This is a genomic window from Streptomyces antibioticus (assembly GCF_002019855.1).
Lineage (GTDB): Bacteria > Actinomycetota > Actinomycetes > Streptomycetales > Streptomycetaceae > Streptomyces > Streptomyces antibioticus_B.
The window spans coordinates 5,394,018-5,408,887 of sequence record NZ_CM007717.1; the positions used below are offsets into that span (position 1 = coordinate 5,394,018).

Here is a 14,870-nt window from a genome sequence, read left to right on the forward strand (position 1 = left end):
GGGCGGGCGCGGGAGCCGTCCCGCCCGCTCAGCGGCTCCGGCCTGCGGCACCGGGGCGCCGGGGCGCCGGGCGGGGCGGGTGCGGGGCGCCGGCGAGGAGTGGCGCCCCCGGTGCTCGTTGCTTCGGGCGCGGCGAGGGGCGGGCCCGCCGAGGTCTTCGTCCTTCCCCGCTTCGGCGGACCGGCCCGGGCGGGCGGGGCGCGGGGCTGCGCATGGGCTCGCCTCGGCCTCCCCGCCCGCCTAGCGGTTCTGGCCGCCCAGAGCGTCGACGCACAGGCCGATGATCGGGACGCAGAGGCCCGGGTGACCGGGTTGGGCCGGTGCGGGGGCCGTGGGTGCGGTGGTCGGGGCGGCGGGTGGCGCGGGGGCCGGTTGCCGGGTGGGTGTCGTGGGGGCGGCGGGGCGCGGGTCGTCGTCGGGCGCGGGCGGTGCGGGGGACGGGACCCGGGGAGGCAGCGGGATCGCGCCGGGCGTGGCCTGGGCGGAGCCGGAGCCGGAGCCGGTGCCGGGGACGGGGGCCACGGACGCCGGGCCGCCCGGGGTGGCCGAGGCCCCCGGCACCCGGCTCGCCTCGGGGGTCGGGGTCCCGCTGGTGCCGCCCATGGGGGAGGCGTTCGTCGGGGTCGGGGAGACCGTCGCGCCCGCCTCGGCCGGGAGGCCGGTGGACGGGGCGCCGCCGATGACGGGGTCGGGGTGCGGTTCGGCCTCGGCGGTGCCGAGCCCGGCGACACCGCCCGGCTCCGAGGTCAGCCGTACGAGGCTCAGCACCCCGGCGGCCAGTGCCAGCCCGCCCGCCGCGAACAGCACCCTGCGTCGGCGCGGACGCCGGTGCCGGCCGCGCGGCGCCGCCCAGATCGGCGGGTGTTCTGCCTGGTCACGCTTGTCGTCCACCGGTGTGCTCACCATCGCGTCCCCTCCCGGTGCGCTCGCGCCCCCGTCAACGCCGGGGCGGACGGCACGGTATGCGCTGCCTTGGGTGATCAGGGGCGAGTTGGGCGAGATATCACTCGAACGGGTGGACGGGCCACACATCAGCGAACGGAACGCGGCGTGCCGCCGGTACACGCCCCCGTCCCGGCGGCACTTTCCCTCCCGGATCCCGCCTGCGATGATCGGGCGGGCGGGATGTTAACCCGCGTTAACCTGTGTGGACCGGAGGGTGTCATGAGTGAGGTGCGGTTCGGGGAGTTCGTGCTGGTGCGGCGGCACGGGGACGGCGGCCGGGTCGCGGAGCTGGCGCTCGACCGGCCCAAGGCGATGAACGCGGTGTCGACCGAGATGGCCCGTTCCGTCGCGCGGGCCTGTGCGGCGCTGGGCGAGGACCGTGACGTACGGGTGGTCGTGCTGACCTCGACGCACGAGCGGGCGTTCTGCGTCGGCGCCGACCTCAAGGAGCGCAACTCCTTCAGCGACGCCGACCTGGTGCGGCAGCGGCCCGTCGCGCGGGGCGCGTACACCGGGGTGCTGGAGCTGCCCGTGCCGACGGTCGCGGCGGTGCACGGGTTCGCGCTGGGCGGCGGCTTCGAGCTGGCGCTCGCCTGCGATGTCATCGTGGCCGACCGGACCGCCGTGGTGGGACTGCCGGAGGTGTCGGTGGGGGTGATCCCGGGCGGCGGCGGCACCCAGTTGCTGCCCCGGCGGGTGGGCGCGGCGCGGGCCGCCGAGCTGATCTTCACCGCACGGCGGGTGGAGGCGGCCGAGGCGCGGGAGCTGGGCCTGGTGGACGTGCTGGTGGACGAGGGGCGGGACCGCGAGGAGGCCCTCGCGATGGGCGCGCGGATCGCCGCGAACTCGCCGGTGGGCCTGCGGGCGGCCAAGCGCGCGCTGCGGCTCGGGCAGGGGCTGGATCTGCGGGCGGGCCTGGAGGTCGAGGACGCGGCCTGGCGTTCGGTGGCGTTCTCGGGCGACCGGGCCGAGGGGGTCGCGGCGTTCAACGAGAAGCGGCGGCCCGAGTGGCCGGGAGAGTAGCGAGGGGCGGCCGGTCACGGCGGGTGACTTTCTGACGTCACCTTTCGCGGCGAATGTCCCTAACCTGGGGAGATGGGTGAGGACAGACGCCTCGCGGCCGTGGTGGAGCTGGCACAGGGGATGGCGGCGGCCCGCACGCCCCGGGAGTCGTGGCGTGCCGCGGCGCTCGGCGCGTGCCGGGCCCTGGACGGCGGCTTCGCCGCGCTCTCGGTGTGGGAGCGCGATCTGGGCCGGCTGCGGGTCCTGGTGAACGTGGGCGACCGCGCCGCCGGCGAGGACGAGTTCCCGGAGGACGAGGCGTACCCGGTCCACCAGTTCCCCGAGATCACCGAGTTCCTGCACGAGCGCTGGGCGTCCGGCGGCGAGCCCGACGCCTGGGTGGAGACGGCCCAGGGCCCCGCCGCGGGCCGGCCCGGCTACTGCCACCAGCGGGTCGCCGCCCTGCGCCGCCGGGGCCGCGGCTCCTGCGTGGTCGCGCCGATCGTGCTGCACGGCCGCGCCTGGGGCGAGCTGTACGTGGCCCGTGCGGCCGGCGCCGTGGTCTTCGCGCGGGCCGACGCCGACTTCGCCACCGTCCTGGCCGCCGTCGTGGCCGCCGGGATCGCCCAGACCGAGCGTCTCGAGGAGGCCCGGCGGCTGGCCTTCACCGACGCCCTCACCGGTCTCGCCAACCGCCGCGCCGTCGACGTACGGCTGGAGGAGGCGATCGAGCGGCACCGGGCGGACGGCACGGTCGTCAGCCTGGTGGTCTGCGACCTCAACGGGCTCAAGCGGGTCAACGACACCCGGGGGCACGCGGTCGGCGACCGCCTGCTGGAACGTTTCGGCTCGGTGCTGTCGCTGTGCGGCGCGATGCTGCCGGGCGCCCTGGCCGCACGGCTCGGCGGCGACGAGTTCTGTCTGCTGGCGGCCGGGCCGCCCGCCGACGCCGTGGTCAAGGTGGCCGGCGAACTCTGCCGCCGCGCCGACGAACTGGAGCTGGGCGAGGGCGTGGCCTGCGGGGTCGCCTCCACCGAGGACCCGATCGGGCCGGTCCGCTCGGCCCGCCGGCTCTTCCGGCTCGCCGACGCCGCCCAGTACCGGGCCAAGGCGATACGGGGCCCCTCCCGGCCGGTCGTCGCGGGCCGGGAGGGGCCCGACGACCCCGTCGTACGCCTCGCCGACGAGCCGCCGCGCGAGCAGGCGGCCGAGCGCCGCCGGTTCCGGGGCCGGTCCTGACGGCGGTACGGGTGTGACGCGTCGGTAAGGGGCGAACCCGGGTCCCACTGGTGACATCTTCGTCTTCACCGCCTACGCTCCTGAATATGGATATGCACACTGTGGTGGTGGGGACGTCCGGCGTGACGGCGTCCGACGTGCTCGCCGTGGCGCGTGGCGGGGCCCGCGTCGAACTGTCCGGGGAGGCGGTCGCCGCCCTCGCCGCGGCCCGCGGGATCGTGGACGCCCTGGCCGCCAAGCCCGACCCGGTCTACGGCGTCTCCACCGGGTTCGGCGCTCTCGCCACCCGGCACATCAGCCAGGAACTGCGCACCCAGCTCCAGCGCAACATCGTCCGCTCGCACGCCGCCGGCATGGGACCGCGGGTGGAGCGCGAGGTCGTCCGCGCGCTGATGTTCCTGCGCCTGAAGACGGTCTGCTCCGGACACACCGGCGTACGGCCCGAGGTCGCGCAGACCATGGCCGACATCCTGAACGCCGGCATCACCCCCGTCGTCCACGAGTACGGCTCCCTCGGCTGCTCCGGCGACCTGGCGCCGCTCTCGCACTGCGCCCTGACCCTGATGGGCGAGGGCGACGCGGAGGGCCCCGACGGCGTCGTGGCGCCCGCCGGCGACCTGCTCGCCGCGCACGGCATCGAGCCCGTCGAACTGCGCGAGAAGGAGGGCCTCGCCCTCCTCAACGGCACCGACGGCATGCTCGGCATGCTGATCATGGCCCTCGCCGACCTGGACCGCCTCTACAAGTCGGCCGACATCACCGCGGCCCTCTCCCTGGAGGCCCTGCTCGGCACCGACCGGGTCCTCGCCCCCGAACTGCACGCCATCCGCCCGCACCCCGGGCAGGGCGACTCCGCCGCCAACATGCTCGCCGTGCTCGCCGGTTCGGAGCTGACCGGCCACCACCAGGACGACGCGCCCCGCGTCCAGGACGCCTACTCGGTGCGCTGCGCCCCGCAGGTCGCCGGCGCCGGCCGCGACACGATCGCCCACGCCCGCCTGGTCGCCGAACGCGAACTGGCCGCCGCCGTCGACAACCCCGTGGTGCTGCCCGACGGACGCGTGGAGTCCAACGGCAACTTCCACGGCGCGCCGGTCGCCTACGTCCTCGACTTCCTCGCGATCGCCGTCGCCGACCTCGCCTCCATCGCCGAGCGGCGCACCGACCGGCTGCTGGACAAGAACCGCAGCCACGGCCTGCCGCCGTTCCTCGCCGACGACGCCGGTGTCGACTCCGGCCTGATGATCGCCCAGTACACACAGGCCGCGCTGGTCAGCGAGTTGAAGCGGCTCGCCGTCCCGGCCTCCGCGGACTCCATCCCGTCCTCCGCGATGCAGGAGGACCACGTCTCCATGGGCTGGTCGGCGGCGCGCAAGCTGCGCACGGCCGTCGACGACCTCACGCGCGTGCTCGCCGTCGAGCTGTACACCGCCACCCGCGGCGTGGAGCTGCGCGAGGGCCTCACCCCGGCGCCCGCGACCCGGGCCGTCATCGCGGCCGTACGTGAGGCGGGCGTCCAGGGCCCGGGTCCGGACCGCTTCCTCGCCCCGGACCTCGCGGCGGCGGACGCGTTCGTGCGCGACGGGCGTCTGGTCGCGGCGGCGGAGACGGTCACCGGACCGCTGCGGTAGGACAGTTGAAGGGCCCTGCCGTCCGGGGACGGCAGGGCCCTTCTGTATGTGCGGTGGGCTACTTGAGCTTGGCGACCTGCGCGTCGATCACGGCCGCCGGGACGTCGCTCATCTCGCCGCCCTTGGCGAGCGCGGCGAGGTCCATCGTGAAGAACGTGGCGAGGGTGTTCCCCTTGCGCACCACTTCGGTGTGGGCGCTGATCGTCTGGCCCTCCACGTCGACCTCCTGGATGAACGCCACCGACTCGTCGCCCTGACCGGACCCCTTCTCCGCGGCGACCTTGGTGACCTTCGAGGTCTCCCCGTCGGTCGTGAAGCCGTACCCGCCGGCACAGGCCGTCACCCCGTCGGACAGGGTCTTGATGGTCTTCTCGGCGCCGTCACCCTCGTACGAGGACAGGCCCACGTACGTGATGGTGACGTTGAACGCGCCCTCGATGTCCGCCTCGCTGACATCCTCCAGCGAGGTGGGGGCGTCCGACGCCTTGTCCTCCGTGAGGCTGTTGGTGGCGTTCGCGTCCGTGTCGCCCGGGGGCAGCCCGTTCGTGGCCCAGGCCATCGGAGCGCACTCCGCCTTGTCCACCTTCACCGCGGACTTGGAGGACGCGGCGGTCTCTTCCCCCGAGCCGACCTTGTACCCCTTCAGCTCGCCCTGGGCCAGCAGCAGCTTCTTCAGCTCCGCCGTGGTCAGCGCCTTCGCGTCCGACGCCGCGGCCGACGAGGAGGAGGAACCCTTCGAGCCCCCGGAGTCCTTCGACCCCTCGTCCGACGATCCACAACCCGTCACGAGCGCGAGCGACAGCGCGCCCACCGCGGCAGTGGCGCACAGCCGCGCCCCCGATGATCTCTTCATGAGCGGACTATGAATGGGCTGTCAACAAACAGTCAAGTCAATTCAAAATCCGAGACGTTCCCGGCGAACGGAATACACGACGAATCCGGCACCCAGGGCGAGCAGCGACGTTCCGCCCACGACGTAGGGCGTGGTGTCGAAACTTCCGGTGTCGGCGAGGCGGGTGCCGTCGTCCGTCGTCGTGGTGGCGTCCGTGACGGTCGCCGTGCCTGCCGAGGTGTCGGACACCGTGCTCGTCGATGTCGTGGACGTCGTCGTGGACGCGGCGCGCGCCTGGGTGGTGACCTGCGTCGTCGTCTCCGTTCTGGCCGGGGCGTCCTGGGACGCGTTGGCGGACGGGACGAACCACAGGGCACCCAGGAGGGTTCCCGCGGCGGTGGCGGTCAGCAACGGGCGGCGAGCGGATGACACGGAATATCGATCCCCTTGTGGCGCTGGCGAATTGGCCGTGTGGCCCGATGCTAATGAAAGGCGCGGGTCGCGGGAAAGTTGCGGGACGAACCAGCCGTACGCTCCGGGCATGAGCACTGAAAAGACATCACGATTTGTCCGGCTTCGCGTTGAACTGGTCCTGGAAATTCATGACGAGGACGCCGTGGCGCGGGCCGCGCTGGAGCGGATCGCCAGGGACGCCGAGGATCCCGACGGCCCGCGGATCCCGGAGGCGGAGCAGGCCCAGGCCGCGAGCGCTGTGACGGAAGACACCGCCGAGGCGCTCGCCTCCCTGGTCGACCCGTTCGACCTGGTCGGCGAGGTGCCCGGGGTGGAACTCCAACAGGCGTCCTGGTCCAGCGAACGCATCGACCACGACCCCGATTCGCCGGACTGGGACCTGGACGACGATGATGTCGACGAGGATGACGTGGACGAAGATGTCGACGAGGACGGCGAGGACCCGCGCGCGGGCGGCGCCGGCTGATCGTCTTGGGGAAATCGTGACCCCGGACGGCAACCGCCACCCGGGGTCACGTCGTCTCAGTGGGCGCACCGACCGGCACCCGCATCACCCGCGCCACCCGCCCCGGGCGGCCCACCGCCCCGCGGACGTGGCATGCCCCACACCTTGGGACAATGTGGAACGGGACGAACCGGTCGTAGCGTTGAAGCTCTTGACGGGGACTCTCGGGGTTCGGGAAATCGGCAACGATGGAGAAGCGTGTGATGACGGACAGTAGGCGGCGCCGGGGTCTGATGACCGCGTCCGCACTGCTCGGCGGTGTTCTGGTGCTCTCTGCGTGTTCCAGCGGTGACAGCAGCGCGTCCGACGGCGGCGACAGGTCTTCCCAGGCCAGGGCCGACGAGGCGGCCGCGCAGAAGTCCTCCGAGGCGCAGATCAAGATCACGCCCAAGGACGGCTCCGACAACGCCTCCATCAACAACTCCGCGACCGTCACCGTGAGCAAGGGCACGCTCACCGAGGTGAAGATGACCACCTCGGACGGCACCGCCGTCGAGGGCACCCTCTCCGCCGACAAGACCAGTTGGAAGCCGAGCGCCCAGCTCGAGCGCTCGACGACCTACAAGCTCGCGGCGACCGCGAAGGACTCCAAGGGCCTGGAGGCCCACGAGAACGCCTCCTTCACCACGGTCTCCCCGGACAACAGCTTCATAGGCAACTTCACGCCCGAGGACGGCTCGACCGTCGGCGTGGGCATGCCGGTCTCCATCAACTTCAACAAGGAGATCACCAACAAGGCGGCCGTGCAGAAGGGCGTCTCGGTCACCACCAGCAGCAACCAGGAAGTCGTCTGCCACTGGTTCTCCACGACGCGCATGGACTGCCGTCCCGAGGACTACTGGCAGGAGGACTCCACCGTCACCCTGAAGCTGGACCTCGACGGCGTCGAGGGCGCGGCCGGTGTGGTCGGCGTCCAGCAGAAGACGGTCACCTTCAAGATCGGCCGCAACCAGGTCACCTATGTCGACGCGAAGACCAAGCAGATGAAGGTCACGCAGGACGGCAAGACGGTCCGGACCATCCCGATCTCCGCGGGCTCGCCCGACAACAAGACGTACGAAGGCCAGATGGTGATCTCCGAGAAGTTCAAGGAGACCCGGATGAACGGCGCGACGGTCGGCTTCACCGACGACGACGGCAAGGGCGAGTACGACATCAAGGACGTCCCGCACGCCATGCGCCTGACCACCTCGGGCACCTTCGTGCACGGCAACTACTGGGGCGCGAAGTCCATCTTCGGCTCGGTGAACACCAGCCACGGCTGTGTCGGCCTGTCCGACACCAAGGGCGCCAACGACAAGAGCACGCCGGGCGCGTGGTTCTTCGACAACTCCATCGTCGGTGACGTCGTGGTCGTCCAGAACACCGGCGACAAGACGGTCTCCCCGGACAACGGCCTCAACGGCTGGAACATGGACTGGGCCCAGTGGAAGGCCGGTTCGGCCGTCTAGAGCCTTCCGGACCCTCCGAGGATCCCGAGGATCCACAGCTTTCCGGTGCCGCCCTCAGGGGCGGCATCGGTGTTTCCGGGGCCCGTCACAGCCTTCTCATCCCGCTCTTATCCGCGCCTTATCCAGTCATCACGCGCCGTGCCTACCTTGCGGCGCATGTTCTTCACCTACCTGAGGCGCGAACTGCGCCGCCGCAGAAAGGCGGCCCTCGTCGTCGCCTCCGGGCTCGCGCTGGGCATCGCGCTGGTCATCGTGGTCTCCTCCGTGTCCTCCGGCATGGGGAAGGCCCAGGACAAGGTCCTCCAGTCCCTCTACGGCCTGGGCACGGACATGACGGTCACCAAGGCCGCCTCGCCCACCGCGAGCGCCTCCGACCGGCCGCGCTTCCAGTTCGACGCGCGGGACGGCGACTCCGACGAGGAGCAGAGCACCGACCGGGTGATGGTCCAGGGCTTCCAGACCCTGTCCACGTCGACCGTCACCAAGGTCGGCAAGCAGGACGGCGTCTCCGACGCGGTGGGCGGACTGAGCCTCCAGGTCCTCAAGGTCAGCGGCCAGTTCACCCGCGGCGAGTTCCAGCAGGACGGCAACGGCGGCAACGGCGGCGGTGGCCAGGGCGGCCCCGGCGGGGCCGGCGGCAACGGTCAGCCGCAGGGCGAAGTGCGCGGCGGCGGCGCCGACTTCGACGTCAACAGCTACTCCGTCTTCGGCACCGACGTCACCCGGCCCGACCTGGGCCCGCTGACCTCCTCCAAGATCACCAGCGGCCGTACCTTCACCTCCGCCGAGACCGACGGCAAGGTCGCCGTGGTCGACTCGGCGTACGCCAAGGAGAAGAAGCTCAAGGTCGGTTCGACGATCACCGTCAAGAGCGTCAAGTTCAAGGTGATCGGCGTCGCCACCGCCGACAGCGGCGACTCCGCCGCCAACGTCTACATCCCGCTGGCCCGGGCGCAGACCCTCAGCGACTCGAAGAACAAGGTCACCACGATCTACGTCAAGGCGACCGACTCCCAGCAGATCGACAGCGTCAAGTCGACCATCCAGAAGAACGTCTCCGGTACGACGGTGACGACCTCCGCCGACCTCGCCGACACCGTCTCCGGCTCCCTCTCCACCGCCTCCTCCCTCGCCACCAACGTCGGCAAGTGGCTGTCCATCGCGGTCCTCGTCGCCGCGTTCCTGGTCGCAGGGCTGCTGACCTCCTCGGCGGTCTCCCGCCGGGTCCGCGAGTTCGGCACGCTGAAGGCGCTGGGCTGGAAGTCCGGCCGGGTCACCCGGCAGGTCGTCGGTGAGGCCATGGTCAACGGTCTGCTCGGCGGCGCCCTCGGTATCGCCCTCGGCCTCGCGGGCGCCTACGCCGTCACCGCCGTCAGCCCCACCCTCCAGGCCCAGCTCGGCAGCGGCGGGGGCGGCGGCCAGGGCGGCTCCGGCGGAATGGGCGGTCCGGGCGGCGGAGGCGGCTTCGGCGGCCCCGCGCGTGAGGCGGCGTCCAAGACGCTCGATGTGGCGCTCACCGCGCCCGTCAGCGTGACCACCGTGGTGACGGCCGTCGGCCTCGCCGTCGCCGGCGGTCTGATCGCGGGGGCGTTCGGCGGCTGGCGCGCCTCCCGGCTGCGGCCCGCGGACGCGCTGCGCCGCGTCGAGTAGGCGCGTCGAACAGCCCGTCGAGCAGGCGCGTCGCGCAGCCGACCCCCTCACCCACACCAGGAGTTGTTCTCCCCATGTACGAACTCAGAGGCGTCACCAAGCGCTACACCCGCGGCAAGGGCACCGTCCACGCGCTCGACGGCGTCGACCTGACCATCGCCGACGGCGACCGGCTCGTCATCCAGGGCCCCACCGGCGGCGGCAAGTCCACCCTGCTCCAGATGCTGGGCGGCCTGGACCGGCCCTCCGAGGGCGAGATCGTTCTCGACGGCACCGATCTGGCCAAGCTGTCCGAGGCCAGGCTGACCAAGGTGCGCAGCGAGAACATCGGCTTCGTCTTCCAGTCCTTCAACCTCATCCCGACGCTCACCGCGCAGGAGAACGTCGAGACCGCACTCGTCCCGCTCGGTGTCAAGGTCAAGGAGCGGCGCGAGCGGGCCGCCGAGGCGCTGCGCTCCGTCGGCCTCGGCGAACGCCTCGGGCATCTGCCGTCCGAGATGTCCGGCGGCCAGCAGCAGCGCGTCGCGATCGCCCGCGCGCTGGTGAAGAAGCCGAAGGTGCTCCTCGCCGACGAGCCCACCGGCAACCTCGACGAGGGCATGCGCGACGAGATCATGGAGGTGCTGGAGGGACTGTGGAAGGAGCACGGGCTGACCTTCATCATGGTCACCCACGACTCCTCCCTCGCGAGGAAGGCCCCGCGCCTCGCCACCATCCGCAAGGGGAAGATCACGGTGAAGGAGAACGCGGGGGCGGCCTGAGCCGGTCGTACGGGGGCCTTTTCAGGCAGGCGGGGGCCGGTGCGCGGTCAGGGGGACGGGGTCTGGGTCTGGGACCCCGCCCGGGTCGCGTCCGTCCCCCAACTGGCCAGCAGCCGCAGCGCCTCCGCCGACGCCGAACCCGGCTCGGCGTGGTACGCCCACATCGTCTGGTCGCCGTCGCCCGCCGGCCGGAACCCCTCGAAGTTCAGGGAGAGTTCGCCCACCAGCGGATGCCGCAGCCGCTTCACGCCGTGGCTCTTCTCCTTGACGTCATGGGTCGCCCACAGCCGCCGGAAGTCCTCGCTCTTGACGGACAGCTCCCCGACGAGCGCGGACAGCCGCGGATCGTCGGGGTAGCAGCCGGCGTCCATGCGCAGCGCGCAGACGATGTCGATCGCCTTCTGCTCCCAGTCGACGAACAGTTCGTGGTAGCCGGGGTCCAGGAAGACCAGCCGGGCCCAGTTCCGTTCGGCCACGGGCAGTTCCGCCCAGTCGCCGAAGACCGCCGCCGCCATCCGGTTCCAGGCCAGGATCTCCGCGCGCCGGCCGACGACGTACGCGGGCACACCGTCCATGGTGTCCAGCAACTGCCGCAGCCCCGACCGCACATGCTGCGGCCGCGCGGTGTGCTTCTTCTTGTGCTTCGGCTTCGCCAGATGCGTCAGGTGCGCGTGCTCGGCGTCGGTCAGCCGCAGCGCCCGCGCGATCGAGTCCAGCACCTCCGCCGACACGTTCCGCCCGTTGCCCTGCTCCAGGCGCGTGTAGTACGCCACCGACACCCCGGCCAACTGCGCCAGCTCCTCGCGCCGCAGTCCGGGCACCCGCCGGTGCCTGCCGAAGTCCGGCAGGCCGACGTCCTCCGGCTTCAGCCGGGCCCGCCGGGTGCGCAGGAACTCGCTCAGCTCGGCCCGCCGGTCCAGGGGCGCGCCGGACAGTCCGGGCTGTTCGTCCATACGTCCAGTATTCACGGTCGTACGACCGTCAACCTGACCTTGCCAGTGGTAGGCACGGCAGTCGTACGCAAAGGCGTGGGCTGGGTGAGGCGGGCGGCGGCGGGCAGGCTGGACGCCGTACCCGGTCCGACGACGGACCGGACCGCAACCCCCCCCCGCTAGGAGACCCCGGCATGACCACCGTTGCCGCGTACGCCGCACCCGCAGCCAAGGCACCGCTGGAGCGCACGACGATCGAGCGTCGCGCGGTCCGTGAGTTCGACGTCCTGATCGACATCAAGTTCGCCGGCATCTGCCACTCCGACATCCACCAGGCCCGCGAGGGCTGGGGCGAGGCGATCTTCCCGATGGTCCCCGGCCACGAGATCGCCGGCGTCGTCTCCGAGGTCGGCCCCGGCGTCACGAAGTTCACCGTCGGCGACCGGGTCGGCGTCGGCTGCCTGGTCGACTCCTGCCGTGCGTGCGACAACTGCGCGGCCGGCCTGGAGCAGTACTGCACCGGCGGCGGCGTCGGTACGTACAACGCGGTCGGCAAGGACGGCGAGCCCACCTACGGCGGCTACTCCCAGAAGATCGTCGTCGACGAGAACTACGTCGTGCGCATCCCCGACACCCTGGCGCTGGACGAGGCCGCGCCGCTGCTCTGCGCCGGCATCACCACGTACTCCCCGCTGCGGCACTGGAACGCCGGTCCCGGCAAGAAGGTCGCGATCGTCGGCCTGGGCGGCCTCGGCCATATGGGCGTCAAGATCGCCCACGCGCTCGGCGCCGAGGTGACGGTGCTGTCCCAGACGCTGCGCAAGAAGGAGGACGGCCTGAAGCTGGGCGCCGACCACTACCACGCCACCGGCGACGAGCGGACGTTCAAGGACCTGAAGGGCACCTTCGACCTCATCCTGTCGACGGTGTCGGCGCCGCTGAACCTCGACGCCTATCTGTCGCTGCTGAAGACGGACGGCGCGTTCGTGAACGTCGGCGCGCCCGAGGAGCCCGTCGCCCTCAACCTGTTCTCCGTGATCGGCGGCCGCAAGACGCTGGCCGGCTCCGGCATCGGCGGCATCCGGGAGACCCAGGAGATGCTGGACTTCTGCGCGGCGCACGGCATCGGCGCGGAGATCGAGCTGATCGGCGCGCAGGAGATCAACGACGCGTACGAGCGGGTGCTGGCGAGCGATGTCCGCTACCGGTTCGTGATCGACGCGGCGACGATCTGAGGTCAGGACGGTCCTTGATCTGAGATCAGGCAGGTCCTTCAGACGCGCCGCGGCCCTCGACCGCCGCGGCGACGTCGGCGAGGTCCTTGGCGATGGCCTTGCGCACCGCCCGCTCGCCCAGCCCGCCCATCAGCTTGGCGAGCAGGCCGCTCACCCCGCCGGTCGGGGTGGCGGAGAACGTCATGCGCACGGTCGTCGCCGAGGGGCCCGCCGGGGTCAGGTCCCAGGCCGAGACGTACCGGGATCCGTGCGACTCGGCCTCGACCACGTACCGCTCGGGCGGCACGCTGACCGTCACCCACATCTCCTCGGTGGCGTCCTTGCCGAACATCCGGCGGGTCTCACGCCAGCGGGTCCCCACACCGAACGCCCCGTCGGTGAGCACCTCGACCTTCGTGACGCCGCTGAGCACCCGCTCCATCCCGCGCAGATCGGTCAGCGCCTCCCACACGGCCCCCTGCCCGGCCCCGACGAGACGCTCGACGGCGACGCTCCTGCTTCCCATGCCTCCATGAAAGCACCGGGCACCGACAATCGCCGTTCAGCCGACAGCTCAGCCGACAGCCCAGCCGACGGCCCAGGCGGCAGCCCGGCCGACAGCTCAGCCGACCGGTCAGCCGGCCAGGGGCAGCGCGGCCGCTATCAGGTCGCGTTCCTTGCGGCCGAGCAGCGGGAAGATGATCTTCAGGCCCTGTTCGCCCGCCCCCGACGACACGACGAAGGACGAGTTCAGGATCCGCTCCTTGATCTCCGTGCGGACGAGCCCCGCGCGCGGGATCGTCATCAGGTGCTCCTCCGGCCGGGCGAAGGTCGGGTTGGCCCGGAACACGAAGAGGCGCCGGTCGGTCATCGCCAGGTACATCGGCGTCGGCACCGGGACCACCGCCATCGCGCCCGCGCTCAGGATCGCCGAGGCCGCCGCGAAGGCCGCCGTACGGCGCACCGTGACGGAACTCAGGTTGACGATGGTCGTCACCTCGACCTGCTCCCCGGGCTCCAGCAGGGGGGTGACGGCAGCCAGGAGGAGGCGGCGGCGCTTTCCGTTCACGGACGTACTCCAGAGATCTTGAAAGTGTCGGCTCACCCTGCCATATCCGCTGGTGGCGGCCGTCACCGGCCGGTTCCCCCGGAGTCCGGGACGTGCGGGAGGCCGCTCGTCGTCCTTAGGCTCGTAGGGGAAGGGGTTCCCTCGGACCGGACCGCGCGCCCCGTGCGACGGCGGTCCCGGAGGTGACAGCCATGCGAGCCTCGCTGATCCAGTTGTCCGTGGACGCGTCGGAGTCCGCCGAAGAACGCCGTCACCGAGCGGCCTCCCTGGTCCGCGACCGGGCGGGCGACGATCTGGTGGTCCTGCCGGAGCTGTGGACGGCCGGCGCCTGGTCCTACGACGGCTGGGACCGCGAGGCCGAGAGCGTCGACGGCCCCACGGCCGTCGCCCTGTCCGCCGCCGCCCGGCAGGCCGGGGCCTGGCTGCACGCCGGATCGATCGTCGAACGGGACGCGGACGGCACGCTGTACAACACCGCCCTGCTCTTCGACCGGAACGGCGAGCTGCGCGGCCGCTACCGCAAGATCCACCGCTACGGCTTCGACACCGGCGAGGCGACCCTGATGGGCGGCGGCGACGACGTGGTCACCGTCCCCACCGACTTCGGTGTCGTCGGCCTCGCCATCTGCTACGACCTGCGCTTCCCGGAGCTCTTCCGGGGCCTGATCGACGCGGGCGCGGAGCTGATCGTGATACCCGCCGCCTGGCCCGCGGCACGCCTCATGCACTGGCGGCTCCTCACCCGCACCAGGGCCCTGGAGGAACAGGTCTTCCTGCTGGCCTGCTGCGCCGCCGGCACCCACAGCGGCATCCACCAGGCAGGGCACAGCGTCGTCGTCGACCCCTGGGGCACCGTCCTCGCCGAGGCCGGCCCGGACCAGGAGACGCTCACCGCGGACCTCGACATGTCCGAGGTCACCCGCATCCGCACGGAACTCCCCGTCCTCCACGACCGCGTCCTCGGCATCACGGCCCCGGCGGCGCGGTGACGCGGGCGGGCGCGGTGACTCAGGCGGGTGCGGTGACCCGGGCGGGTGTGGTGACCCGGGCGGCACGGTGACCGCGTGGTGTCACAGGGACGTCGACCTGCGCGGATCGGAGGGGCGGACCGCCTTCGCCGAGTGGATGTGCGAAGCGGCGATCGCTGGATAGAGTCGGCTCGTCA

At 72.0% G+C, this 14,870-nt stretch carries 15 protein-coding genes; 9 read left to right on the forward strand and 6 right to left on the reverse strand.

Translation table 11 applies throughout. The annotated features are described in order from the left end of the window. Positions 1-240: 240 nt before the first annotated feature. Positions 241-906, reverse strand: a complete 666-nt coding sequence (locus tag AFM16_RS24610; RefSeq protein WP_179123306.1) for a hypothetical protein — start codon at positions 904-906, stop codon at positions 241-243. A 258-nt stretch (positions 907-1,164) separates the two neighbouring features. Here AFM16_RS24610 and AFM16_RS24615 point away from each other — a divergent pair, with 258 nt between their 5' ends. The 3 genes from AFM16_RS24615 (at position 1,165) to hutH (ending at position 4,817) form a co-directional block, all read left to right on the forward strand. Next, positions 1,165-1,968, forward strand: coding sequence for an enoyl-CoA hydratase/isomerase family protein (locus AFM16_RS24615; protein WP_030783442.1), 804 nt, complete (start codon positions 1,165-1,167; stop codon positions 1,966-1,968). Between the two features lie 72 nt (positions 1,969-2,040). Continuing rightward, the gene (locus AFM16_RS24620) at positions 2,041-3,186 is read left to right on the forward strand and encodes a GGDEF domain-containing protein (RefSeq protein WP_030783445.1); all 1,146 of its coding nucleotides are present in this window, start codon (positions 2,041-2,043) and stop codon (positions 3,184-3,186) included. A gap of 92 nt (positions 3,187-3,278) precedes the next feature. Then, complete coding sequence (gene hutH / locus AFM16_RS24625; RefSeq protein WP_078634637.1) at positions 3,279-4,817, forward strand: histidine ammonia-lyase; 1,539 nt, start codon at positions 3,279-3,281, stop codon at positions 4,815-4,817. A gap of 58 nt (positions 4,818-4,875) precedes the next feature. Here the strand turns inward: hutH and AFM16_RS24630 are convergent, their stop codons facing one another. Both AFM16_RS24630 and AFM16_RS24635 read right to left on the reverse strand, forming a co-directional pair. Further along, positions 4,876-5,670 (reverse strand): hypothetical protein, encoded by a 795-nt coding sequence (locus AFM16_RS24630; protein ID WP_030783451.1) that lies wholly within the window; start codon positions 5,668-5,670, stop codon positions 4,876-4,878. A gap of 42 nt (positions 5,671-5,712) precedes the next feature. Next, positions 5,713-6,081 (reverse strand): LPXTG cell wall anchor domain-containing protein, encoded by a 369-nt coding sequence (locus tag AFM16_RS24635; RefSeq protein ID WP_063754118.1) that lies wholly within the window; start codon positions 6,079-6,081, stop codon positions 5,713-5,715. 109 nt (positions 6,082-6,190) lie between these two features. Between AFM16_RS24635 and AFM16_RS24640 the strand changes: the two genes are divergently transcribed. The 4 genes from AFM16_RS24640 (at position 6,191) to AFM16_RS24655 (ending at position 10,490) form a co-directional block, all read left to right on the forward strand. After that, the gene (locus AFM16_RS24640; RefSeq protein ID WP_030783456.1) at positions 6,191-6,589 is read left to right on the forward strand and encodes a hypothetical protein; all 399 of its coding nucleotides are present in this window, start codon (positions 6,191-6,193) and stop codon (positions 6,587-6,589) included. A gap of 227 nt (positions 6,590-6,816) precedes the next feature. Beyond that, a complete protein-coding gene (locus AFM16_RS24645) occupies positions 6,817-8,079 on the forward strand; it encodes a L,D-transpeptidase (protein WP_078634638.1) in 1,263 nt (420 codons plus the stop codon). Positions 8,080-8,235: 156 nt separating this feature from the next. Then, the gene (locus AFM16_RS24650) at positions 8,236-9,729 is read left to right on the forward strand and encodes an ABC transporter permease (RefSeq protein ID WP_078634639.1); all 1,494 of its coding nucleotides are present in this window, start codon (positions 8,236-8,238) and stop codon (positions 9,727-9,729) included. A gap of 74 nt (positions 9,730-9,803) precedes the next feature. Continuing rightward, complete coding sequence (locus AFM16_RS24655; RefSeq protein ID WP_078634640.1) at positions 9,804-10,490, forward strand: ABC transporter ATP-binding protein; 687 nt, start codon at positions 9,804-9,806, stop codon at positions 10,488-10,490. A gap of 47 nt (positions 10,491-10,537) precedes the next feature. On the opposite strand, the gene AFM16_RS24660 is transcribed toward AFM16_RS24655, so the two are convergent. Continuing rightward, entirely contained in the window at positions 10,538-11,443 is a 906-nt protein-coding gene (locus tag AFM16_RS24660) for a helix-turn-helix domain-containing protein (protein ID WP_030783467.1), read from the reverse strand. Positions 11,444-11,616: 173 nt separating this feature from the next. Between AFM16_RS24660 and AFM16_RS24665 the strand changes: the two genes are divergently transcribed. After that, positions 11,617-12,657 (forward strand): NAD(P)-dependent alcohol dehydrogenase, encoded by a 1,041-nt coding sequence (locus tag AFM16_RS24665; protein WP_078634641.1) that lies wholly within the window; start codon positions 11,617-11,619, stop codon positions 12,655-12,657. Positions 12,658-12,682: 25 nt separating this feature from the next. Here the strand turns inward: AFM16_RS24665 and AFM16_RS24670 are convergent, their stop codons facing one another. Further along, positions 12,683-13,162, reverse strand: a complete 480-nt coding sequence (locus AFM16_RS24670) for an SRPBCC family protein (RefSeq protein WP_078634642.1) — start codon at positions 13,160-13,162, stop codon at positions 12,683-12,685. A gap of 108 nt (positions 13,163-13,270) precedes the next feature. Beyond that, entirely contained in the window at positions 13,271-13,705 is a 435-nt protein-coding gene (locus AFM16_RS24675) for a hypothetical protein (protein ID WP_078634643.1), read from the reverse strand. A 191-nt stretch (positions 13,706-13,896) separates the two neighbouring features. On the opposite strand from AFM16_RS24675, the gene AFM16_RS24680 reads away from it, so the two are divergent. Beyond that, positions 13,897-14,694 carry a carbon-nitrogen family hydrolase gene (locus AFM16_RS24680; RefSeq protein ID WP_078634644.1) on the forward strand — a complete coding sequence of 266 codons (798 nt, stop codon included), beginning with the start codon at positions 13,897-13,899 and terminating at the stop codon, positions 14,692-14,694. The last annotated feature ends 176 nt before the right edge of the window (positions 14,695-14,870 follow it).